Source organism: Syntrophomonas curvata, from assembly GCF_052976825.1.
The window spans coordinates 1,341,321-1,363,183 of record NZ_CM129641.1; the positions used below are offsets into that span (position 1 = coordinate 1,341,321).

Sequence of the window (21,863 nt, forward strand, 5' to 3'; positions counted from 1 at the left end):
CGCGTCGATTTCATAGGCTTTCGCTCCCTCCCGTCCCATATATCAGGGGGCGAGCTTTTGTTTTTTCTGGAAAGATTGTGACTGTGATTATGGTTTTATTAATCCCAGTTTATAAGTTTGCTGAGCAGAAATGTTGGATTTATCGTACAATATAAGGCGGAAATATAAGGGAAGACAATCTGGTCGAAAGAGCTGAAAATAAAATGGATGATGCAAGAATATGGGAAATAAAAACCTGTGACTACCAGCTGGCCCGGATCCTGAGCCAAAAGCTGGGCCTGAGCCCCCTGATGGCGGAGCTTTTGCTGCAAAGGGGAATTGACACCTGCGAAGAGGCGCACTATTTTCTTAATGCCGGACTGGATGATTTACAGAGCCCATTCCGTTTAACCGGCATGGAGCCGGCCTTGGCCCGAATCAGGCAGGCCATTGAGCAAGGTGAAAGGATAGCCATATATGGTGATTACGATGTTGACGGCATATGCAGCATGGCAATGCTTAAACAAGCTCTGGAAAGGCTGGGAGCTATAGCGGAATATTATGTTCCCGACCGGTTCAGGGAAGGCTATGGACTTAACCGGCCGGCGGTGGAAAAGATTGCCGGTCAGGGCTTTAAACTTTTAATTACCGTAGACTGCGGCATAACCTCGGTGTCCGAGGCCCAAACAGCTCATAACCTGGGAATGGACGTTATAATCAGCGATCATCATACCCCTGCAGCCCAACTGCCTCCGGCATTGGCAGTTATAAACCCTAAACTGGATAACCCTAAAGAACTGGAGGATTTATGCGGAGCCGGGGTGGTGTTTAAGCTCTGCCAGGCTCTGTGTCCCGACTGGGCGCTGGATAAAGATTCCGGTTGGCTGGAACTGGCTGCTCTGGCCACCGTAGCCGATGTGGTGCCATTAAAGGGTGAAAATCGGATTCTGGTTAAATACGGCCTGCTAAGATTGCCTGGAACTGTTAATGACGGATTGCAAGCCCTGCTCAAGGAAAGCGGGCTCACGGGCAAAAAACTCTCTTCCTGGCATGTTGGGTTTGTCCTGGCTCCGCGCCTGAATTCAGCCGGACGTCTGCAGAGCGCCCGCAGCAGCGTGGAACTGCTGCTGAACCAAAATGCAGAACAAGCCAGGGAGCTAGCTGTACTGCTATGCAGTCTCAATAATGAACGGAAAATAATTGAGGAAACCGTGCACAAGGAAGCTCTGCAGCAAGTGGAAAGAGAGGTTAACCTGGACGAGAATCCGGTACTGGTACTGGGAGGTGAAGGCTGGCACCAAGGAGTTACCGGCATAGTAGCTTCCCGTCTATGTGAAAAATACCGGCGTCCGGTCATAATGATCAGTTGGGAAGGGGAGCAGGGACGGGGGTCATGCCGCAGCCTTCCGGGGTTAAACATCTACCGGGCGCTATCCGCCTGCAGTTCTCATCTGCTTCAGTTTGGAGGGCATCAGGCGGCTGCCGGATTAGGTATAAACAGAGCCAGCTTTGACAGCTTTCGCCAGGCCCTGGAACGGTGGGTAAAAGATAACACTAGCAGGGAGGAATTAACGGCCCGGACACTGGCGGATGCGGAGCTGGATCCGGATGAGATAAACGATAGTCTGCTGCAAGAGCTTGAAAAACTGGAACCCTTTGGTGAGGGCAACCCCTCACCCCGCTTTGTAATCAGGGGAGTTGAGGTGGATGCGGCCGTCCTGCTGGGCAGGCAAAATGAGCATTTCCGTGCTCGTTTGGGGCCGGGGGGAGTCGATATTATTGCCTTTAACCGTTCCGATTTGATAAAGCACCCTCTGGATACCTGTTTGCAGGATATATTATTTGAACCGGAGAAAAATGAGTTCCGAGGGATAAAAAGGGTGCAGCTAAAATTAAGTGATATGAAGAGCAGCTGCTGGCCGGACGATAAGGGGGCGGTCAATGAGTATGGACGGGGGCTGCTGAAGGCCATCCATAAAAGTATTGCCGAGGTCTATGCGGGACGGCCGGTGCTTTTTATCTTTCCCACCTACCGAAGCCTGGTCAAGCATAAACCGATGTTTTTAAGCTTTTTACGCCGGGCGGCTTTAAAGGAAGTTCACGGCCACATAAATCGTCGGGAAAGGCGCAATCTTATGAATGAGCTTGCCCAGGGCCGGAATCGATTATTTCTGGTAACGACAGCTTTTGATCATTATTATCGCAGAAACTGCCGCCCGCCGGAAAAATTAAGCTGCGTATTTACCTTTTACCCGGATCAGCCAACCCGGGAAATGCAGGAATATTATAAAGACTGCAACATAATCAGCCTGCAAAAAGACAGCAAACCCAGGATTGTAACCGGAAAGGCAGATTTTGATCCTGCACGCCGCGTGTTCCTGTATGCCAACCGTAATACCACCCTACAGGCTTTTGCAGACAGGGACAGGTTAAATGTGGAAGCAGGAATAAACGATATTCGGCAAAGAAAGGCTATACGCCGGTGTTTTATGCAATCGGGGGGAATACTGATATCTGATGGAGCTCATACTGGCGTAGCCGGGCTGGACGATACCGACGTTTTTTTTGCGGATGCCCCCTATAGCCTTTACGAAGCCCAGATGGTGATGAATCAGCTGGCAGCGGGGGAGGATAGGGAGGCCACAATTCTTTTTGCGCGCCATGATCTGCAGTTTAACCGCCGATACCTGGAGCGCCGCTATCCCGGTATAGAACTCCTTAAAGGAGCCTGGAGCTATTTCAAGACCAGGCAATATCGCCCGCTGACAGCGGGTATCGACCAATTAAGCTCTGCGGTCGGGGCTTATCTGCAAAAAGATTTCAAACCGGCGGACCTCATGGGAGTTCTTGACAGCATAGCAGATCTGGGCTTGTGCGACTTCACGAAAAAAGGTAGTATTATGGCAATAAAGTTTGTCAAGTCCGATAATTCCGCGGTTAATCTGAGAAATTCGCTCTATTATCTGGAAGGTCAGGTGGAGAAGAAGGAATTCAGCCGCTGGGAGAGGGAATTGAATAATATGTTATCGTGGTGAGTACGATGGTTCCTGCAGTACAATTGATAATTGAAAAAGTAAAACGATACGATGCGGATGCAGATTTTGAGCTTATTGAACAGGCGTACAACTATGCGCGCATGGCGCATACCGGGCAAAAAAGGATATCGGGCGAGCCCTATATAATCCACCCGGTGGAAGTTGCCCTGATACTGACCGAAATCGAACTGGACGCCCCGTCGCTTTGTGCCGCCCTGCTTCATGATGTGGTGGAGGATACCAGTTTTACCTATGTAAATATATTAAATGATTTCGGGGAGGAAATCGCCCTATTGGTGGATGGGGTGACCAAATTAAATCGATTGGACTTCGCTTCCCGCGAAGATGCGCAGGCCGAAAACCTGCGTAAAATGTTTATTGCCATGGCTCGGGATATCAGGGTTATACTCATTAAACTGGCCGACCGCTTGCATAATATGAGAACCCTCAACTACCAGAATGAACGCAAGCAAAAAGAAATCGCCAAGGAAACCCTGGAGATTTTTGCTCCCCTGGCTCACCGGCTGGGGGTCTTCAAATTCAAATGGGAACTTGAGGATTTGGCTTTTGCTTATCTGGATTCCGAAATGTACTATGAGATAGCTAAGAGGCTTAAGCGCAAGCGCAAGGAAAGAGAAGACTACGTCCATGAAATTATAGAACAGATTAAAACGGGTCTGGAACAAATAGGTATAGGAGCGGATATCGCGGGCCGACCCAAAAACATCTACAGTATATATAAAAAAATGGTCAAACAGCAGAAGGACATAGATGAAATCTATGACAAAATAGCTATCCGGGTTATTGTGAGCGAAATCAGGGAATGTTATGGGGTGCTGGGGATAATTCATACCATGTGGAAACCGCTGCCCGGGCGTTTCAAAGACTATGTCGCCACCCCCAAGCCCAATATGTATCAGTCGCTGCATACTACCCTGCTGGGAAAAGGCGGGGAACCGTTTGAAGTGCAGATCCGCACCTGGGATATGCATCGTACGGCCGAATATGGAATAGCTGCCCACTGGCGCTATAAGGAAGGCAGCAGCCCCAAAGAAAAGAAGTTTGATGAAAAGCTGTCCTGGTTGAGACAGATACTGGAATGGCAGCAGGATATCAAAGACACCAGGGAATTTATGGAGTCGTTAAGGATTGACCTCTTTGATGATACCGTATTTGTTTTCACTCCTAAGGGGGCGGTAGTAGAATTGCCCAAAGGGGCCTGCCCGGTTGACTTTGCCTATCGGGTGCATACCGAGGTAGGGCATAAGTGTACCGGCGCCCGGGTTAACGGCCGCATAGTCCCCCTGGATTACCCGTTGGGGAATGGGGATATTGTCGAGATTATTACCTCCAAGAACTCTCCCGGGCCCTCGCGGGACTGGCTGAACTTTGTCAAAACCTCTTCCGCCAAAAGCAGAATTAAGCAGTGGTTCAAGAAAGAAAAACGGGAAGAAAATATAATCAAAGGCCATGATTTGCTGGAGAAGGAGCTAAAGAAGAAGCACCTGAACATCAAGGAGTTTCTTAAGGAAGACCGCTTGCAGGAAGTAGCCAAACGCTTCAGCTTTTTATCGGTCGATGACCTCTATGCCGCTCTTGGGGATGGAGCCATCAGTGCCCATCAGGTAATAACCCGGCTTAAAGAGATGTATTTCCAGGATGCCCAGGTGGAAGACATCCTCAGTATTCCGGTCAATACCAAACCAGGTGCAGCCCTGGATAAGGAGACCAGTGCTCTCAGGATCAGGGGCGTGGATGGTGTCGCTATCCGTCTGGCCCATTGCTGCAATCCCCTGCCCGGGGACGAGGTGCTGGGCTATATCACCAGGGGCAGAGGGGTTTCGGTGCATCGTGAGGATTGCCCTAATCTGCAGAATTATCTGCGCCAGGAAAAGGACCGGATAATAGAAGTAGAATGGGCTGACAACCGGGGCACCTACATCGTGGAGCTCGAAGTCAAGGCTTTTGACCGGCCCCGGCTGACTACCGATGTTATGAACGTTATTGCCGATACCAGAATCCAGATCAACTCAGTATTTTCACGGGTAACCAGAAACCAGCTGGCGGTTATGAACTTTAAATTGGAGATTAAGGATATTACCCAGCTTCAGGCTGTAATTCAGCGTATTCAACAGATTCAGGATATCCTGGAGGTCAGACGGACTATGCCGGGGGAAATCAGGAGTGAACAGTAAATGCGGGCGGTTGTGCAAAGAACTACCGGCAGCCGGGTAATGGCTGAAGAAAAAGAGATAGCCCGGATTGGCAGAGGATTGATGGTTCTGCTGGGCATAAAAAAGGGTGACAATACCAGGGATGCCGACTATATTATCGATAAAATAATAAATTTAAGGATTTTCCCGGATGAAAATGATAAAATGAACCTATCCCTTTTGGGTATTGCCGGGGAGGTATTGCTGGTCAGTCAGTTTACTCTTTGCGGAGATGCCCGTAAAGGAAGACGCCCCAGTTTTTCTGATGCGGAGTTGCCTGAGCTGGCCTTACCCCTGTTTGAATATTCGGCCAGGCTGTTTACCCAGGCCGGAATAGAGGTTCAAACCGGTGAATTCGGCGCCGATATGATGGTGGAAATAGATAATGACGGGCCCTGTACCATCTTGCTGGATAGTGAGAAGCTGTTTTGATAAGGAGGTTATTGAAGAATGATTTTAAAAGGTCTGGAAATAAGCAATATGGGGGTAAATTGTTATATTGTCGGCTGCGAAGAAACTAAAGAGGCAGCCGTAATAGATCCCGGCGGCAACCCTAAGGGTATCAAGCGGCTGCTGGACGAAGAAGGCCTTAAGGCAATTTATATTATCAACACCCATGGTCATATCGACCATATCGGGGGCAACCAGGGATTGCAGGAAATAACCGGAGCTAAGATCATGATTCACCAGAAGGATGCCAAGATGCTAACCAATGCGGTGTCCAACTTTTCGTTTCTGATGGGCGGAAAGGTGACCAGCCCTCCAGCCGATAAGTTCATAAAAGAAGGGGATATCATTAAGGTCGGCAATACGGTGGAGCTGGAAGTCATTGAAGTGCCTGGGCACAGCCCCGGAAGCATAGCGCTCAAGACGGGGGATATAATCTTTTCCGGGGATGCTCTTTTCTACGGCTCCATCGGACGCACTGATTTCCCGGGAGGCTCATACAAGGAGCTTATAACCAATATCAAGGAAAAATTGCTCTGCTATGACGATGAGGTAGTGGTATATCCCGGTCATGGTCCCGCCACCAGCATCGGATTTGAAAGGCAAAACAATCCCTTTCTATAAAATCGGCTTTACTTTAGTTAAGTTTTATGCTAATATTTACGCAATATTTCAAATGCCATGAAAAAGTAAAGTAGTTGCGCGGAGTTATGCAGAGAGGAGATGCCACCGGCTGTAAGCATCTCTATAACGAAGCCCGATGAAGTTCACTTTGGAGCACCCGGCTGAAACGAATGCAAGTAGGTCGCGGCGGAACTCCCACCGTTAAAAGGGAGGGGATATCGGATAAACCTGTATCTTTTTATCAAGCGGGCCTGATAAGGCAATTTGGGTGGTACCGCGGGTAAGCAACAAGCTTCTCGTCCCATAGGGATGTGAAGCTTTTTTTATGGATGATGGGTTTTAAGCCTGTATCCTTATCAAGCGACTGCAAGGTAAACTGGGTGGTACCGCGGGAAGTTTTCAGCAACCTCTCGTCCCAATAGGGATGAGGGGTTTATTTTTTATCAGGAGGTGTTGGCATGATTAAATTAGCCAGTCGCGAAGGCGGCGAAATGCTGGTGGCAAGAAAAAACCAGGAGGAAGTCAGCCGAATAAAAGTCAGGGGATGCATTATCGGAGGAGAGCAATTGGCAGTGGTAGCCGGGCCATGTGCGGTTGAAAGCGAGGAAATATTAAAAGAAACCGCTTTCAAGGTCAGAGGGTGTGGAGCGGCTTTTTTAAGAGGGGGAGCGTATAAACCCCGCACTTCGCCCTACAGCTTTCAGGGACTGGGTGAAGAGGGTCTGAAGATTCTGGCCCGGGTGGGTGAAGACATGAACATGCCGGTAATTACAGAATTAATGGATAGCGAAGATATTGAATTGGTAGCCGAGTATACGGATATAATCCAGATTGGAGCCAGGAATATGCATAATTTTGCCCTGCTCCGTAAGTTGGGAAAAGTAGATAAACCCGTAGTATTGAAGCGGGGATTGGCGGCCACCATTGAAGAGTGGCTGCTGGCGGCCGAATATATTCTGACCGGAGGTAACAACCAGGTAATATTGTGTGAGCGGGGGATTCGGTCCGCTGAGCCCTGGACCCGCAACACCCTGGATTTGTCTGCAGTGGCACTGGTTAAGGAACTGTCCCACCTGCCGGTATTGGTTGACCCCAGCCATGCCACCGGGGTGCGCAGCCTGGTTACCCCTATGGCCAAGGCTGCTATCGCCGCCGGGGCTGACGGTATTATGGTGGAAGTCCATCCCCATCCGGAAAAAGCCCTGTCAGACGGGGAGCAGTCCCTCACTCCTAAAGGGTTCAGCCAATTAATGCGGGCGATCGAACCGGTTGCCCGGGCGGTGGGAAGGGGAGTACGCTGATGGCTTGCGCTGTACTGGGTCCCAGAGGAACCTTCAGTGAGGAAGCCGCTTGCGGCTACTGGGGGAAGCGGGATGACATGGTAGTGGCCGCCACTATCAGCCAGGTTTTTGCGCTGGTAGGCAGCGGTGCGGTAGAAGAAGCCCTGGTGCCGTTAGAAAACTCCCTGGCCGGTTCGATCAAAGAAACCATACAGTGTCTGCAGGAGAGCCGGATCAGAATACGGGGGGAAATGAATCTTACTATAAGACAGGACCTGATGGCCTGCAAACAATACAGTCTGGACGAAATTGAGTGGTTGATTACCCAGCCGATCGCTCTCCTCCAGTGTCAAGCTTTTATTGCCCGGCATCTGTCCGCGGTGCGAACTGAAATCTGCGCCAGTACCAGCAGAGCGGCTGCGATGCTGCGCCAGGAAACCAGAAAAGCGGTTTCCATAGGCAACAGCCAGACGGCCATGATTTACGGCCTGAAGATAATATGCCCGGATATCGCCGGTGAAGATAATGTTACTCGATTTATTCACATTGCCCGGGAAAAAGGAGAAACTAAAGGGGATAAAAGCAGTATCATCTTTTCCCTGGCGGACAGAGCAGGCGCCTTATATGAGGTTCTGGGAATCTTCGCCCGCAGGAATCTGAATCTTAGCAAAATTGAATCCTATCCCGGCCGGAATGCGCGGGCCGGTTATAATTTTTACATCGAAGCGGATACTCCTGCCGGGGAAGATCTGCAGCCGGTGCTTGAGGAAATGGAGCCACTATGCCGCTATATAAAATACCTGGGCTCATACCTTAAAGCCCTTCCGACAGAAGCAGACGGTAAATTGGAGGTTAAGAATGATTATTTATTTTAGTTACCAGCCGGAATACCTGTACGATGCATTGCATGAACTGATTCGCATGGCCTATCCTGATGCCGCCTTGGTGCGGGATAATACCGGGCCAGCTGATATGGAAATAGCGGTTAACCTGAAAGAGCGTACTCATATTGTATCAGTCCAGGGAAGCATAAAAGAAGGTACCCGGGCGACTGCTGAGCAGCAGGGCTTTGAGCTGGAGATGGGCGAAGATGGGCGCAGAAATGAAATTAAAAAACGGGCTCGTACTTTTATGCTGCGATTGCTGGAAAAACACCTGGGGCAGCCGGTCAATAGCTACGGTATTCTGACGGGAATGCGGCCGGTAAAGCTGATTCACCGCTTTTTGGATCAGGGGATGCAAAAACAGGATATAGTGAGCCGGCTTGAACATGAATACCGGCTGCAAAGGGAAAAAGCTGATTTGCTGGTGGAAGTGGCCGGCAATGAAAGGCCTTGTCTGCTGGACCCGGAGAGCGCTCGCAGGCTGGTCAGCATATATATTGGCATACCCTATTGCCCTGGCAGGTGTAATTACTGTTCCTTCAGCGGGGCGGTGCTGCACAACTACCGTAGCGAGTTAGTGCCATTTCTGGCCGCCCTGAGAAAAGAGATGGAGGCAATCGGCCTTCTGATTAATAACCTGGGCTTTAAGGTGCAATCCATATATCTGGGAGGAGGCACCCCTACCGTGCTCTCTACGGAGGATATGAGCAGGCTGTTCGAACTGCTCTACCATAGGTATATTTCCTCGGCAACGGTAGAGATTACGGTAGAGGCGGGCAGACCCGATACCCTGAACCCGGCTAAACTGCGGCAGCTGGAGAAGCTGGGGGTGGATCGGGTCTGTATCAATCCTCAAAGCATGAATGATTTCACCCTGTTGCAGATAGGAAGGAATCATAATAGGGAAGGAGTGGTGCGATCGGTAGAATGGGCTCGAGAAGCAGGGATTAAAAATATTAATATGGACCTTATCGTGGGATTTCCCGGGGAAACCCTCCGGGAAAACATGTACACAGCAGAAAAAATTTTACTTTTGCATCCTGAAAATATTACCGTCCATACTCTGGCTATAAAACGCGGCTCCCGGATGGCCGAGATGGGCAAAGCGGTTGACAGCGCCCAAAGGGTGGAAGAAGTCCGGCAGGGAGTGGACTGCTTTGCCGCCGTTTTTCGGCAGGCCGGATATCTGCCTTATTATCTGTACCGGCAGAAATATATGCGGGCCAGTATGGAAAATACCGGCTACTCCCTTAAAGGGCACCTGTGTTTATACAATATCCAGATGATGGAGGAAAGGCAGACCATAGTCGGGCTGGGAGGAGGTGGCGCCAGTAAATTTGTTAATCCCGGGGATTGGTCACTCAGTTCTCTGTACAATCCGAGGAATCCCGACAGCTATGTAGAGAACGTGGAAACCCTCATCCGGCGTAAAGTTGACAAGCTTAAGGCCTTACCTTAGAATTATTCAAGTACTAATTTCCGGAAGCCCGGTACCGGCTTCCGGTGGAATAAGAGGAGAAACCATGCAGATTAAAGCCCCTCGGGGTACATATGATATTCTGCCGCCTGATACCGGAAAATGGCAACACGTGGAAGCGATACTGAAGGAAACCGCTGAAAACTTCGGCTATCGGGAAATACGGACGCCTATTTTTGAGCATACCGAATTATTTGAGCGCGGGGTCGGGACCAGTACCGACATAGTGACCAAAGAGATGTATACCTTTAGGGACAAGTCTTCCCGCAGTCTCACCTTGAGACCGGAGAACACTGCCTCCTGTGCCCGGGCTTTGATTGAGCACAGCATTTACAGCGGGATACTGCCGGCTAAATGGTATTACATAGGACCGATGTTTCGCTATGATCGTCCTCAAACCGGAAGGTACCGGCAGTTCCATCAGTTCGGGGTGGAAGCCTTTGGCAGCAACAACCCCTACCTTGACGCTGAGGTTATTATCCTTTTGGTGGAGGTATTAAAGCGTCTGGGTTTAAATGACTACGAACTCCATATCAATTCCGTTGCCTGCCCCCGATGCCGGGAGGTATACCGGAAAAAACTCGTCGAACATATAGCTCCGGTAAAGGATAAGCTGTGTTCTGATTGCCAGACCAGATATGAGCAGAATCCTTTGCGGGTGCTGGATTGCAAGGAGGATGCCTGTCACCGGGCCATAGCCGGTTATCCCACCCTTTTTGAGCACCTCTGCCATGATTGTGCCCGGCATTATGCGACGGTAAAAGAAGCTTTAAAGGCCAGCCATATTGTCTTCCAGCATGATGATAACCTGGTGCGGGGATTGGATTACTATACCAATACCGCCTTCGAGATTCACATCCCGGGTATCGGCGCTCAAAGTGCCGTCGGCGGAGGGGGAAGGTATAACGGTCTGGTAGCAGAATGCGGTGGCCCCGATCTGCCGGGGATAGGTTTTGCCATGGGCATAGAGCGCTTGCTGCTGGCCGTCGATACCCTGGCCGGCGGAGAGGCTAACGAAAGCAAGACCGATGTTTTTATTTCTATAATGAATGACGCTTATGAGCAGCAGGCGCTGGAATTGCTGACCCGCTTGCGCCTGGCCGGCATCAGGGCGGAGAAGGATTACATGGGACGAAGCGGGCGGGCACAGATGAAATATGCGGATAAGCTGGGAGCCCGATTGGCTATAATTATCGGTGAAGAGGAAATAGCAAAAGGATTTTATACCCTTAGAGATATGCGGGGCAAAGAGCAGGCTAAGATTGGCGGTCAGGACATCATCAATTCGGTAAAGCACAGATTGGCGACAGCTTAGAGGAGGATGCGGGCAGATGAAGAGAACTCATAGGGCAACAGAACTTGACATACAGAATGTAGGGGAAGAGATCATACTCAACGGCTGGATCAACAGCAGGAGGGATCACGGCGGGCTGATATTTATTGACCTGCGGGACCGGTCCGGCTTAATCCAGATAGTATTCAGCCCTGAGGTTGACCGGGAAGCCTTCCACCTGGCCGAACAGGTGCGCAGTGAATATGTGGTAGGAGTAAAGGGAAAGGTCTGCCGCCGGCCGCAGGAAACCGAAAATCCCAGCCTGAAAACCGGTAAAGTTGAAGTATATGCGGATAAAATGGAAGTTTTGAGTACCGCCCGAACCCCTCCCTTTTATATTGAAAACGATATCGATGTGGATGAAACCCTGAGGCTCAAGTATCGCTACCTGGATTTGCGCCGCCCCGAAATGCGGGATAATCTCATTCTGCGCCACCGGGTTATTAAATTAATGCGTGATTTTTTGGATAAAAACGGCTTCCTGGAGATTGAGACCCCCATGCTGACCAAAAGCTCTCCCGAAGGCGCCAGGGATTACCTGGTTCCCAGCCGGGTACACCCGGGGCAGTTCTATGCCCTGCCGCAGTCGCCCCAGATATTCAAGCAGTTGCTGATGGTCGCAGGCATGGAAAAATATTTCCAGATTGCGCGCTGTTTCCGGGATGAAGATTTAAGAGCCGACCGCCAGCCGGAATTTACCCAACTGGATATGGAAATGTCGTTTATAGACGAGGAAGATATCTTCACTCTGGTGGAACAACTGGTGCAGGACATATTCAGCCAGGGGATCGGCCGCCGGGTCAATATCCCCTTTCCCCGCATAGCCTATGATGAAGCTATGAAGAAATACGGCAGCGACAAGCCGGATCTGCGCTTTGGCCTGGAAATTCAGGATATAACCGAAATAGTCAAAGGAGTGGACTTCAAGGTTTTCTCGGCCGCCGTTCAGGCCGGCGGAGTGGTGCGCGCTATCAATGCCAAAACCTGTGCTTCCTTTACCCGCCGGGAGATTGACGATCTGGGCAAAATAGCGGTACAGAACGGAGCCCGGGGTATGGCCTGGATAGTAGTGGCTGAAAATGAACTGAAATCACCCATTGCCAAGTTTTTCAGCGCGGAAAAGATGCAGGAATTGCTGGCTGCCTTGGATGCCCAGCCTGGAGACCTCCTGCTCTTTGCTGCTGACCAGCCTGAGGTAGCAGCCCGGGTGTTGGGTAATTTACGCCTGGAGTTGGGAAAACGGCTTAACCTGATCGATGATAATATTTTGTACTTTGCCTGGGTGGTGGACTTCCCCCTGCTCGAATATGATCAGGAAGAGAAGCGTTACGTAGCGGTACACCATCCCTTTACCTCTCCCCAGGTAAAGGATTATGATTTGCTCGACACCAATCCCGGAGGAGTCAAGGCTAGGGCCTATGACCTGATTCTTAACGGAACCGAAGTCGGCGGTGGAAGCATCAGGATACACCGCCGGGATTGGCAGGAAAAAATGTTCTCCCTGCTTAATATCGGCCCGGAAGAAGCGGAAGATAAATTCGGCTACTTATTGGAAGCCTTCCAATATGGAACCCCTCCCCATGGGGGAATAGCCTTCGGTATTGACCGTCTGCTGATGATAATGGCCGACCGCCAGAGCATTCGTGACGTTATGGCCTTCCCCAAGACCCAGAGTGCATCCTGTCCCATGACTGAAGCTCCTTCCGGGGTAAGCCCCAAACAGCTGCGGGAACTCGCGCTCAGGATCAGAGAAAAGTAGCATAAGTGCCAGAAATGGTGCATAGTGGTGTATATCACTTTCTTGAAGAAGCGTTTAATCTGTGCTATATTCAAGTTAGCAAAAGTAAAGCTTTTAAAGTTAATCCCTGCTGTGTACGTGTGAATTGCCGTTAAGTTTTTGCCAACACCAAAAACCAGGGAGCCTGGCTCTGCGTGAGGCTGTAAACCCACATATGTTAGTGGGAAACATTAATCACGGAGGAGGGCACCCACCTGCGATGCAGGTTTAAACTACGGCGCCACGGCTCGGTGGGGTTTCTGTTTGTAAAAACAACTATTAATGAAGGGCATGCTTGATGAAAGAGGCTTTTAGACGGACGGAAGCATTACTGGGTAGTGCCGGATTGGAAAAACTACAGGAAAGTTCAATTGCGGTCATCGGTCTGGGCGGAGTGGGTTCCTATGCGGCCGAGGCTATCGCCCGGTGCGGGGCAGGAACCATGGTCATAGTTGATTACGACCGGATTGAAGCCAGCAATATTAACCGCCAGCTTCCCGCTCTGCATTCCACCCTGGGCAGGTATAAGGCTGATGTGGTAGCTGCCCGTTTGACGGATATAAACCCTTCATTGATAATCAATAAACATATCGCAGCCTTTAACAGCGGAAGCAGCGAAGAAATTCTTTCCCCAAGGCTTGACTATGTAATCGACGCGATTGACTCCCTGCCCGATAAGGTCCATCTGATTAAATCCTGCCTGGAAAAAAACATCCCGGTGATAAGCTCGATGGGTGCAGCTCGCAGGCTCAATCCCCTGCTCTTAAGAGTTGCCGATATTAAAGATACCAGTGTCTGTCCGCTGGCACGCCGGTTGAGAAGGGAACTGCATAAAGAGGAAATTTATACTGGATTCAAGGTGGTGTTTTCGGTTGAACCGCCGCTTAAACCGGCACCGGGCGAATCCGGGGAACTGGGCAGTATAGTTACCGTTCCTGCCAGCGCCGGTATGCTTCTGGCCTCAGTAGTTATTAACGATCTGCTGGCGCAGTAAGGGGGGAGGGTGTTTTATGCAGCCAAACCGGAACACTCTTGGACAAATCTATGAAGCAATGCTGGAACACTTTGGCCCGCGGGGATGGTGGCCGGGAGATTCACGACTGGAGATTATAATCGGGGCTGTCCTCACCCAGGCGGTAGCCTGGAGAAACGTAAAAAGAGCCATCGATAATCTAAAATCTGCCCGGCTCATAGATATTGACGCCCTTTTGGATATCGACCTGGAGATTCTGGCCGGCCATATCAAACCTGCCCTATACCATCGGCAGAAGGCCAAAAAGCTAAAAGCCATTATGGCCTATATAGCTGACAAATATGATGGCGACCTTGACCTTATGTTTCAAGAACCATTGCCTAAATTACGGGAAGAACTTTTGGCGGTATGGGGCATCGGGCCGGAGACGGCAGATTCTATTCTGCTCTATGCCGGGGATAAGTTGACTTTTGTGGTTGATGCCTATACCAAAAGGATTTTTCATCGTCTGGGATTGACCGGCGAGGCTGTATCCTATCAGGAGATGCAGGAGTTTATGGAGGATAACGTTCCCCCCGACTTATATATCTACAATGAATATCATGCCCTTCTGGTGGGATTGGGGGCCGGGTATTGCAAAAAGAGCAAACCCCGTTGCCAGGAATGCCCGATTTTAAATTTTTGTAAATATTTGACTCACTTGCAGGAAAAATACTGAAGGAGGTAGAATGAATGTCTTACTGGGATAAAGAGAAAGAGTGTATGCCTCGTGAACAACTGAGGGAATTGCAGCTGAGAAGGCTGAAGGAAACGGTGTACCGGGTATATGCTTTTGTCCCTGCCTATAAAGCGAAAATGGATCAGGCGGGAATTCGGCCTGATGACATCAAATGCCTGGAGGATTTGGAGAAACTGCCTTTTACCACCAAGCAGGATCTGCGCGACAATTACCCTTTCGGGTTGTTCGCTCTTCCCATGAGTGAGGTAGTCAGAATTCATTCCTCATCAGGTACTACCGGAAAACCGACCGTAGTAGGTTATTCCAAAAAGGACATTGACACTTGGTCCGAATTAATGGCCCGGGCTCTTACCAGTGCGGGAGCCACCCGCTACTCCGTAATTCAAAATGCTTATGGTTACGGCCTCTTCACCGGGGGATTGGGGGTTCACTATGGAGCCGAAAAAATAGGGGCTTCAGTAATACCCAGTTCCGGCGGCAATACCAAAAGGCAGATAATGCTGATGCAGGATTTTGGGACCACCGAGTTGACCTGTACTCCGTCTTATGTCTTGTTTATGTATGAAATAATGCAGGAAATGGGGATTGAACCTGCCGATCTCAAACTTAAAGCCGGAATATTCGGGGCCGAACCCTGGTCGGAGAACATGCGCCGGGAAATCGAGAACAAGCTAAAAATCAAAGCCTATGATATTTACGGTCTAAGCGAGGTAATAGGCCCGGGAGTGGCCATAGAATGTGCTTGCAAACAAGGTCTGCACATAGCCGAAGACCATTTTATTGCCGAGGTAATAGACCCTCTCAGTGAAAAAGTATTGGATGACGGCAGCCAGGGCGAACTGGTTATAACTACCATCAGCAAAGAAGCTCTGCCTATAATACGTTATCGCACTCGTGATTTGACTGCACTTGACCGCAATATTTGTGATTGCGGAAGGACTCACACCAGAATGCGCAAGGTTCTGGGACGCTCGGATGATATGGTTATCATCCGGGGAGTAAATGTTTTCCCGTCCATGGTGGAAAGTGTCCTGCTAAACATACCTGGAGTAGAACCTCATTACCTGCTCATTGTAGAGCGCAAGGGCAATCTGGACCAGCTTGAAGTACAGGTCGAGGTATCGGAAAAACTTTTCAGTGATGAAGTCAGAAAATTGGAGGAATTGGGTGCCGTAATCGGGAAAGAAATGGAGAGCGCACTGGGCATCAACGCGAAAATCCGTTTGGTTGAGCCCAAGTCTATACAAAGAAGCGAAGGCAAGGCAAAGAGAGTTATTGACCGAAGAAATATTTAAAGGAGGCAGACAAAATGGCCAAGCAGATATCAGTTTTTCTGGAGAACAAGGCAGGCCGTCTCTCCCATGTTACCCGGGTGCTCGGGGATGCCGGAATAAACATCAGGGCCCTCTCCATTGCCGATACATCCGATTTTGGCATTCTGCGTATTATTGTTAATGACCCGGGCAAGGCTTATCGCATATTAAAGGAAGCTGATTTTACCGTTAGCGAGACCGAAGTGGTTGCGGTTCAGGTTCCTGATTCTCCCGGAGGGTTGGCAGCAGTATTGGAGCAGATGGCAGAGTCCGACCTCAATATTGAGTATTTATATGCTTTTCTGGGTACCTCGGAAAAAGATGCCCTGGTAGTTTTTAAGGTTGAGGACTTGGAAAAAGCCTGTAATACTTTTAAAGAAAAGGGGATAAAATTTATTGATGAGAAACAGCTGTATGAGCTGTAATGGGACTGGAGTGCCTTGAACAAGGCACTCCAGATACTTCATTCCCGGTATTGGAGAGTATTTGTTCTTCATAATTAATTTTGATAAACACTCCAATTGTTACATCTTATCTGTGACAACACTTCATTTTGGATTTCCTACATGTATTCTCACCAGCAGACCTGTCTTAATCCCTGCAATTTTCGAAAAATTGAAACAAAAAGGAGGTGAAACCATGAAAAAGGCTGTTGGTCTCGGTCTCCTTGTAGCAATATTTTTCGCAATATTCGTTCTTTTACAAGATTATCTGGGGGCCAGTGCATTCTATATGGCGGCGGTATCGATGGCTATGTTTACAGTTCTGGGACCTTTCGGGGACTATCTGAAAACCGCTATCGCCATTTTGATAGGGGTGGTAGTGGCGCTGGCCGGCATGATAATTTTAGCGGCGAAAATGCCCTTGCCGCCAGACAATCTACTCTTTGTCGCTATAATTTCGGGGGTGTCGCTTTTCCTGCTGATTTTGATATCAACAGCAGGTATGCGAATAGACGCCATGTTCCTGGGGTGGGCGGCATATCTGGCAGCAGTATTTGGCACCTATACTACCAATGCTCCAGCTATGGCATCCCTGGCCTTGCCGGCCGCTGTAGGGGTTAGCGTATCTTTGCTGCTGGGCCTCTTTATGTCGCTGCTGGTGATAAAGATTGCCATGGCAGTAAATCAGTAACTAGGGGAAAGGGGGGATAAGATTTGTTGAAACGCAGTAGATTTAGACACTTTATAATCCTTTTGACGGTGTTGATGCTGGTTTTAGCACCGGTAGCCGGTGTCTACGGGCAAGGCAGCTCAGGGGCCATTCAAGACAACGAACTGGTAGTAACCCAACTGGGAGACAACGGGCAAATAGACAATATTCAGGTGCTAAACAATCTGCACATTATCGGCGGGGGCGTTTCAACCATAGAAGATGGTAAAAAATATGCCGTTTCTTCGGTAAGAAACCTTTACAGCACAGTAAAGATCGGCCAGAAGGACAATAGCCTAAGCGTTAAAACTTCGCCACAAACTGGAAGCTCATACGAGGATTTATACTATCTGGCCAATATCGACAAGAAAGAAATACCGAGGATAAAAATGCCGGTCAGGGTTCAGGTTGATTATTACCTGGATGGTAAAAAAGTTCAACCATCACAGATCTATGGTAAAAGCGGTCATCTGAAGATTGTCTGCGGCCTGGAAAATACCACCGGAGTAGACCGGGAGGTAGAATACCAGGATTCCAAAGGAAACCTGGCCAAAAAGGCGACCACTGTTTATACACCTTATGTAGTTTCCCTGTCGGGTTGGGAATTTGACAACCGTAAATTCTCCAACATCAAGGCTCCCGGTGTAGCCGGAGAGTCACCCCAGGGGGTTATAGTCAACGTAAAGGGTATTACTCAGGTTACCTGGAGCGTTCCTCTGGTACCGCCCAAATATCCGGCCAAGCAGTATGCGGTTCTGGAAGCGGACGGTAAGAATATGGCGCTGCCCAGCTTTAAAATTGCGGTTATACCCATAGTGCCTATTACCTCTGAAATCGATAATATACCGACCATACATGAAAGTTTCCTCAAACTCTATGACGGATTTGACCAGATTCAGAATGGCGTAGGGGCTAGAGAAAAGGATGCCACCATACTGTTTGGCCTAGCGGCGGTTAAAGACGGCATGGGGCAACTCAGCAGTGGCCTGGGCGCCCTGATTGACAAAGTGAAGATGGTCAGATTTGGCATAGCTAATCCTGCTTTTAACCCTGCCACTTATAATGCCAATACCGGCGCGGATGCCGGCGGCAATAAGCCTGGAGTGAAAGACGCGGTAGGAATGCTTAAGGCAGGAGTACAGGAACGGGCTTTACCGGCCTACAAATTGCAAGCGGTAGTGCTCAACCTGTTGGAACAGAGCGTTGGCAAAAGCGGTGATGCTGTTCAGGAGCCTGATGCCAGCACAAGTATAATGAACGATGTCGCTTATTTAAAGAGTCAGGTCCCGGCGCCGCAGCAAAAGATTATCAGCGACAGCATCGAACCCAAGCTTAACCGTCTCGCCAGTAACATAAGGGTCTTCAAAGATGGCGGCAGCATAACGACATCGACTGGTTCCATGCCTTATCCAGCCAGTGTAAAAGCCCTGGAAGAAGGAAGTGCCTCAACCCTGGCCGCCTTGGAAAAAGTTGAAGGCGGTCTGGCTATGATGGAATTGGGAATGGGTCCGGTGGATAAGAATGGGGTGCCTGCCAAAGTAGTGGTCAATGGGAAACCAGGTACCGTTCTTTATGCTCTATCCTATATGCAGGGGACTATAGACGGACAGATGATACCGGGGATAGCCAAATTGCAGGAAGGGTCAGGGAAAATCGGCTCCGGGGCCGGTGCCGCCAAAGAGGCTATCAGTGGTGGTCTGGCAACGTTCGAATCGATCCCGGCAATAGTCTCGGTTCTGGAGGAAAATGCCAGCCAGGCCGATACCTTCCTGGGCAAACCCGCAGGGGCAACCGGAACGGTAGCTTATATATTCCAGACCCCTGAGGTCAGCCAAGAAGCAAATGCAATGAAGTATGGACTGGTTGTAGCCGTCGTAGCTTTAATCCTGTTTGCAGCGATTGGGAGAGCACCCAAACAGGCCTTTGAAGCTCCGGCTGAACATGCTTAAAAAATGAATGGAGGAATACAGTAATGAAGAGAAAATGGATAGTAATGCTTGCTGTAGTAATGCTGTTTGCATTCAGCGCCGGTGTGGTAGCGGCCCCGGTAGTACAACAGATTTCTGCCAACCTGGCCACCGATATTCAATTTACCGTAAAAGGAAAGGCCTGGGCCCCAAAAGATGCTGATGGCTCTGCTCTGTATCCGATTATATACAATGACCGCACCTACTTGCCGGTAAGAGCCGTCGGAGATGCCTTGGGAGTCAAAGTTGACTGGAACAATGATACCCGTACCGTAATTCTGGGTGACGCTGCGGCAGCACCGGAGCCTAAGAAGGAAGAACCCAAGAAAGAAGAACCTAAAAAAGAAGAGCCGAAGCCTGCTGCTGAGCTGGCCATCAGCCCCGCTGCCAGTGATTTTAACAAGAATAAAACCGCCGACATTCCCGTTAATATTACTTGGGGCAGCGCAACTAAAATAACTGAGATCAAGGGATCGGCCATGGCTGGTGCACTGACTATTAGCCCGGTAGAAGGCAAACATTATACGGTTAAGGATAATGGCGACGGTACCGGGGTATTAACGATTAAGACTCAGCTGACCGATTTACTGCCGATACCTATCACTGCAGTTCCTGACAATACCACGCTGACCTTGACTATTAAATTTGACAAAGGTGAAAAGACATTCACCATAAAGGTAGTCAGCTAATAAATCTCTCTGATAGCCGATCTTGTCTGCAGGAAATGTGCCGAGATTGCTTATAATGTTGGTTCAATACTTAACCTTTACCCGGGGCTTATGCCCCGGGTTTATTAATTCCCGGAGGTATAATATAGACAGTGCTCCGATAAAGTTATAGTATGCGAGTCAGAAATCGATTGAGGAGAGAACAAGATGTTTGAATATACGGGTAATATTCACATACACTCCCGCTATTCGGATGGGGGAGGAAGTATTGGGGAAATAGCAGCGCCTGCTTCTCGGACCGGACTGGATTTTATCGTAATTACCGATCATTCTACCCTGGAGGGGATGTCCAACGGCGAGGAGGGGTATCACAACGGTGTACTGGTTTTAATAGGAATGGAGGTAAATGGGGATTTTAACCATTACCTGGCCTTAGGAGTAAAGGAAACGGTGGCAAATAACGATAATGACCCGCAGCAGGTTATCGATGAAGTCAACCGGCAAAAAGGCATTGGCATTATTGCCCACCCCTTTGAAAAAGGCTCGCCTTGTTATCAGGACGGACGCACTTTCCAGTGGAAGGACTGGGATGTTGATGGTTTTCAGGGAATCGAGGTATGGAACTATCTTTCGCAGTACCGGGATGCATTTACCGGTATCCGGAAAGGCATATGCCTGCTCCTGAATCCGGCCGCAGGATTAAGCCCGCCCAGTTTTCAAGCCTTAAAGAAACTTGACCAGCTGCAACTGGAAGGGAAGAAGGTATTTGCTTATGGGGGCTCAGATGCGCACGGAATAAAGACCAGGCTGGGAAGGTGGAGTATTACGGTTTCACCATATGAACTGTGTTTTAAGCTAATCAATATGCATGTCCTGTGCGGTAGAGAGCTTTCCGGCGAGCCGGCCGCTGATAAGCATACGATTTACCAGGCCTTGGGCAATGGACACTCCTGGATTGCTTGTGACTACTATCGAAGAAGTGATGGCTTCAGGTTTGAACTGCGCCACGAATCCCGGAACTGGCCTGTGGGAAGCCGGGTAAAATACCGCCCCGGATTATACATTGACGTAAAGACTCCGGGCGAATCTAAAGTTGTTCTGATAGCCAACGGACACCGCATGAAGGTCAGTATGGGAAAACAGCACCGTTTTACCCGAATTGAACCGGGCATATATCGCATAGAAGCACATCTAAAAGACAAACACCGTTTTCATCCCTGGATATATAGTAATCCTATCTGGGTGTTAAGATAACAACTTAAATCTCATCCGACATATAATCCTGCAAGCATGACCTAGGTTCCTGATTTCAGCTGCAGGCAATTGCTTTATAGGTCACAGGATATCTGGGACCAGGGATTCATTTTTTAAAAGGGCTGATAATCATCATAAAGAGGGAAATCGTTAATTTTAAGGGGTTTAAATGGATTATGAAGCAGAAAATGCTGAAAAAGGTCTAAATGTTACAATTTTCACAAAGAAGGGAACCGGTAGGAACGGGTAGAATAAAGTGGTGTGAAGTGGGTGAAAGTGGAGAGCAATCCCAAAAAAATTAACGGGGTGGAGAAGGATGTTTCTTGGAGAATATCAACATTCCCTTGATTCAAAGGGGAGAATAACAGTTCCTTCAAAATTCCGTGAGCAGCTGGGGGATAAGTTTGTTGCCACCAAGGGCCTGGATGATTGTATTTTCCTTTATCCTATGGAAGAATGGGGAATCATAGAAGAAAAATTAAGGTCATTGCCGTTTACCCGGGCAGATGTACGGTCTTTTGCGCGTTTTTTCTTTTCAGGCGCTTCGGAATTGGAAATCGACCGCCAGGGGAGAACACTCATTCCGCTTAATCTGAGGGAATATGCCGCTATAGATAAAGAACTTATCATAATTGGAGTTGGCAGCAGAATTGAGATTTGGTCCGCAGACAGATGGGGAGAATATACTTCGGATGCGGAATCATCCTACGAAGAAATAGCTGAGAGCCTGGTGGATCTAGGCATTTAG

At 49.2% G+C, this 21,863-nt stretch carries 18 protein-coding genes, 1 other RNA gene and 1 other annotated feature; all 19 genes read left to right on the plus strand.

Annotated elements, in window-relative coordinates; translation table 11 throughout:
• The first annotated feature begins 203 nt into the window (after positions 1 to 203).
• The 19 genes from recJ (at position 204) to mraZ (ending at position 21,863) form a co-directional block, all read left to right on the plus strand.
• Positions 204 to 3,014, plus strand: a complete 2,811-nt coding sequence (gene recJ / locus ACU70B_RS05955) for a single-stranded-DNA-specific exonuclease RecJ (protein ID WP_447185430.1) — start codon at positions 204 to 206, stop codon at positions 3,012 to 3,014.
• Between the two features lie 5 nt (positions 3,015 to 3,019).
• Positions 3,020 to 5,209, plus strand: coding sequence for a RelA/SpoT family protein (locus ACU70B_RS05960; protein WP_447185431.1), 2,190 nt, complete (start codon positions 3,020 to 3,022; stop codon positions 5,207 to 5,209).
• Positions 5,210 to 5,659: a D-aminoacyl-tRNA deacylase gene (gene dtd, locus ACU70B_RS05965; RefSeq protein ID WP_447185432.1), complete on the plus strand. Its 450-nt coding sequence runs from the start codon at positions 5,210 to 5,212 to the stop codon at positions 5,657 to 5,659.
• An 18-nt stretch (positions 5,660 to 5,677) separates the two neighbouring features.
• A complete protein-coding gene (locus tag ACU70B_RS05970; RefSeq protein WP_447185433.1) occupies positions 5,678 to 6,298 on the plus strand; it encodes an MBL fold metallo-hydrolase in 621 nt (206 codons plus the stop codon).
• 48 nt (positions 6,299 to 6,346) lie between these two features.
• Positions 6,347 to 6,605, plus strand: a binding site (T-box leader).
• 151 nt (positions 6,606 to 6,756) lie between these two features.
• Entirely contained in the window at positions 6,757 to 7,599 is an 843-nt protein-coding gene (gene aroF / locus ACU70B_RS05975) for a 3-deoxy-7-phosphoheptulonate synthase (RefSeq protein WP_447185434.1), read from the plus strand.
• Positions 7,599 to 8,453, plus strand: coding sequence for a prephenate dehydratase (locus tag ACU70B_RS05980; protein WP_447185435.1), 855 nt, complete (start codon positions 7,599 to 7,601; stop codon positions 8,451 to 8,453). The genes aroF and ACU70B_RS05980 overlap by 1 nt, the downstream gene beginning before the upstream one ends.
• Entirely contained in the window at positions 8,437 to 9,921 is a 1,485-nt protein-coding gene (gene hemZ, locus ACU70B_RS05985) for a coproporphyrinogen dehydrogenase HemZ (RefSeq protein ID WP_447185436.1), read from the plus strand. The genes ACU70B_RS05980 and hemZ overlap by 17 nt, the downstream gene beginning before the upstream one ends.
• Positions 9,922 to 9,985: 64 nt before the next feature.
• Positions 9,986 to 11,254, plus strand: a complete 1,269-nt coding sequence (gene hisS, locus ACU70B_RS05990; protein WP_447185437.1) for a histidine--tRNA ligase — start codon at positions 9,986 to 9,988, stop codon at positions 11,252 to 11,254.
• 16 nt (positions 11,255 to 11,270) lie between these two features.
• Entirely contained in the window at positions 11,271 to 13,031 is a 1,761-nt protein-coding gene (aspS, locus tag ACU70B_RS05995) for an aspartate--tRNA ligase (protein ID WP_447185438.1), read from the plus strand.
• 100 nt (positions 13,032 to 13,131) lie between these two features.
• A non-coding RNA gene (ssrS, locus tag ACU70B_RS06000) (6S RNA) lies at positions 13,132 to 13,311 on the plus strand.
• Positions 13,312 to 13,347: 36 nt separating this feature from the next.
• Positions 13,348 to 14,043 (plus strand): tRNA threonylcarbamoyladenosine dehydratase, encoded by a 696-nt coding sequence (locus ACU70B_RS06005; protein ID WP_447185439.1) that lies wholly within the window; start codon positions 13,348 to 13,350, stop codon positions 14,041 to 14,043.
• A 16-nt stretch (positions 14,044 to 14,059) separates the two neighbouring features.
• Positions 14,060 to 14,740, plus strand: a complete 681-nt coding sequence (locus tag ACU70B_RS06010) for an endonuclease III domain-containing protein (RefSeq protein WP_447185440.1) — start codon at positions 14,060 to 14,062, stop codon at positions 14,738 to 14,740.
• 14 nt (positions 14,741 to 14,754) lie between these two features.
• Positions 14,755 to 16,056 carry a phenylacetate--CoA ligase family protein gene (locus ACU70B_RS06015; RefSeq protein ID WP_447185441.1) on the plus strand — a complete coding sequence of 434 codons (1,302 nt, stop codon included), beginning with the start codon at positions 14,755 to 14,757 and terminating at the stop codon, positions 16,054 to 16,056.
• Between the two features lie 14 nt (positions 16,057 to 16,070).
• A complete protein-coding gene (locus tag ACU70B_RS06020; protein WP_447185442.1) occupies positions 16,071 to 16,499 on the plus strand; it encodes an ACT domain-containing protein in 429 nt (142 codons plus the stop codon).
• Between the two features lie 214 nt (positions 16,500 to 16,713).
• The gene (locus ACU70B_RS06025) at positions 16,714 to 17,208 is read left to right on the plus strand and encodes a hypothetical protein (protein ID WP_447185443.1); all 495 of its coding nucleotides are present in this window, start codon (positions 16,714 to 16,716) and stop codon (positions 17,206 to 17,208) included.
• Between the two features lie 23 nt (positions 17,209 to 17,231).
• Positions 17,232 to 19,175, plus strand: a complete 1,944-nt coding sequence (locus ACU70B_RS06030; protein WP_447185444.1) for a hypothetical protein — start codon at positions 17,232 to 17,234, stop codon at positions 19,173 to 19,175.
• A 23-nt stretch (positions 19,176 to 19,198) separates the two neighbouring features.
• The gene (locus ACU70B_RS06035; protein ID WP_447185445.1) at positions 19,199 to 19,882 is read left to right on the plus strand and encodes a stalk domain-containing protein; all 684 of its coding nucleotides are present in this window, start codon (positions 19,199 to 19,201) and stop codon (positions 19,880 to 19,882) included.
• 186 nt (positions 19,883 to 20,068) lie between these two features.
• Complete coding sequence (locus ACU70B_RS06040) at positions 20,069 to 21,115, plus strand: CehA/McbA family metallohydrolase (RefSeq protein WP_447185446.1); 1,047 nt, start codon at positions 20,069 to 20,071, stop codon at positions 21,113 to 21,115.
• A 316-nt stretch (positions 21,116 to 21,431) separates the two neighbouring features.
• On the plus strand, positions 21,432 to 21,863 hold the full coding sequence (gene mraZ / locus ACU70B_RS06045; RefSeq protein WP_447185447.1) for a division/cell wall cluster transcriptional repressor MraZ: 432 nt from the start codon (positions 21,432 to 21,434) through the stop codon (positions 21,861 to 21,863).

Excerpts from the sequence above, each read along its gene's own strand:
- recJ (WP_447185430.1), top strand. The coding sequence starts at position 204 with ATGGATGATGCAAGAATATGGGAAATAAAAACCTGTGACTACCAGCTG.
- ACU70B_RS05960 (WP_447185431.1), top strand. The coding sequence starts at position 3,020 with ATGGTTCCTGCAGTACAATTGATAATTGAAAAAGTAAAACGATACGAT.
- dtd (WP_447185432.1), top strand. The coding sequence starts at position 5,210 with ATGCGGGCGGTTGTGCAAAGAACTACCGGCAGCCGGGTAATGGCTGAA.
- ACU70B_RS05970 (WP_447185433.1), top strand. The coding sequence starts at position 5,678 with ATGATTTTAAAAGGTCTGGAAATAAGCAATATGGGGGTAAATTGTTAT.
- aroF (WP_447185434.1), top strand. The coding sequence starts at position 6,757 with ATGATTAAATTAGCCAGTCGCGAAGGCGGCGAAATGCTGGTGGCAAGA.
- ACU70B_RS05980 (WP_447185435.1), top strand. The coding sequence starts at position 7,599 with ATGGCTTGCGCTGTACTGGGTCCCAGAGGAACCTTCAGTGAGGAAGCC.
- hemZ (WP_447185436.1), top strand. The coding sequence starts at position 8,437 with ATGATTATTTATTTTAGTTACCAGCCGGAATACCTGTACGATGCATTG.
- hisS (WP_447185437.1), top strand. The coding sequence starts at position 9,986 with ATGCAGATTAAAGCCCCTCGGGGTACATATGATATTCTGCCGCCTGAT.
- aspS (WP_447185438.1), top strand. The coding sequence starts at position 11,271 with ATGAAGAGAACTCATAGGGCAACAGAACTTGACATACAGAATGTAGGG.
- ACU70B_RS06005 (WP_447185439.1), top strand. The coding sequence starts at position 13,348 with ATGAAAGAGGCTTTTAGACGGACGGAAGCATTACTGGGTAGTGCCGGA.
- ACU70B_RS06010 (WP_447185440.1), top strand. The coding sequence starts at position 14,060 with ATGCAGCCAAACCGGAACACTCTTGGACAAATCTATGAAGCAATGCTG.
- ACU70B_RS06015 (WP_447185441.1), top strand. The coding sequence starts at position 14,755 with ATGTCTTACTGGGATAAAGAGAAAGAGTGTATGCCTCGTGAACAACTG.
- ACU70B_RS06020 (WP_447185442.1), top strand. The coding sequence starts at position 16,071 with ATGGCCAAGCAGATATCAGTTTTTCTGGAGAACAAGGCAGGCCGTCTC.
- ACU70B_RS06025 (WP_447185443.1), top strand. The coding sequence starts at position 16,714 with ATGAAAAAGGCTGTTGGTCTCGGTCTCCTTGTAGCAATATTTTTCGCA.
- ACU70B_RS06035 (WP_447185445.1), top strand. The coding sequence starts at position 19,199 with ATGAAGAGAAAATGGATAGTAATGCTTGCTGTAGTAATGCTGTTTGCA.
- ACU70B_RS06040 (WP_447185446.1), top strand. The coding sequence starts at position 20,069 with ATGTTTGAATATACGGGTAATATTCACATACACTCCCGCTATTCGGAT.
- mraZ (WP_447185447.1), top strand. The coding sequence starts at position 21,432 with ATGTTTCTTGGAGAATATCAACATTCCCTTGATTCAAAGGGGAGAATA.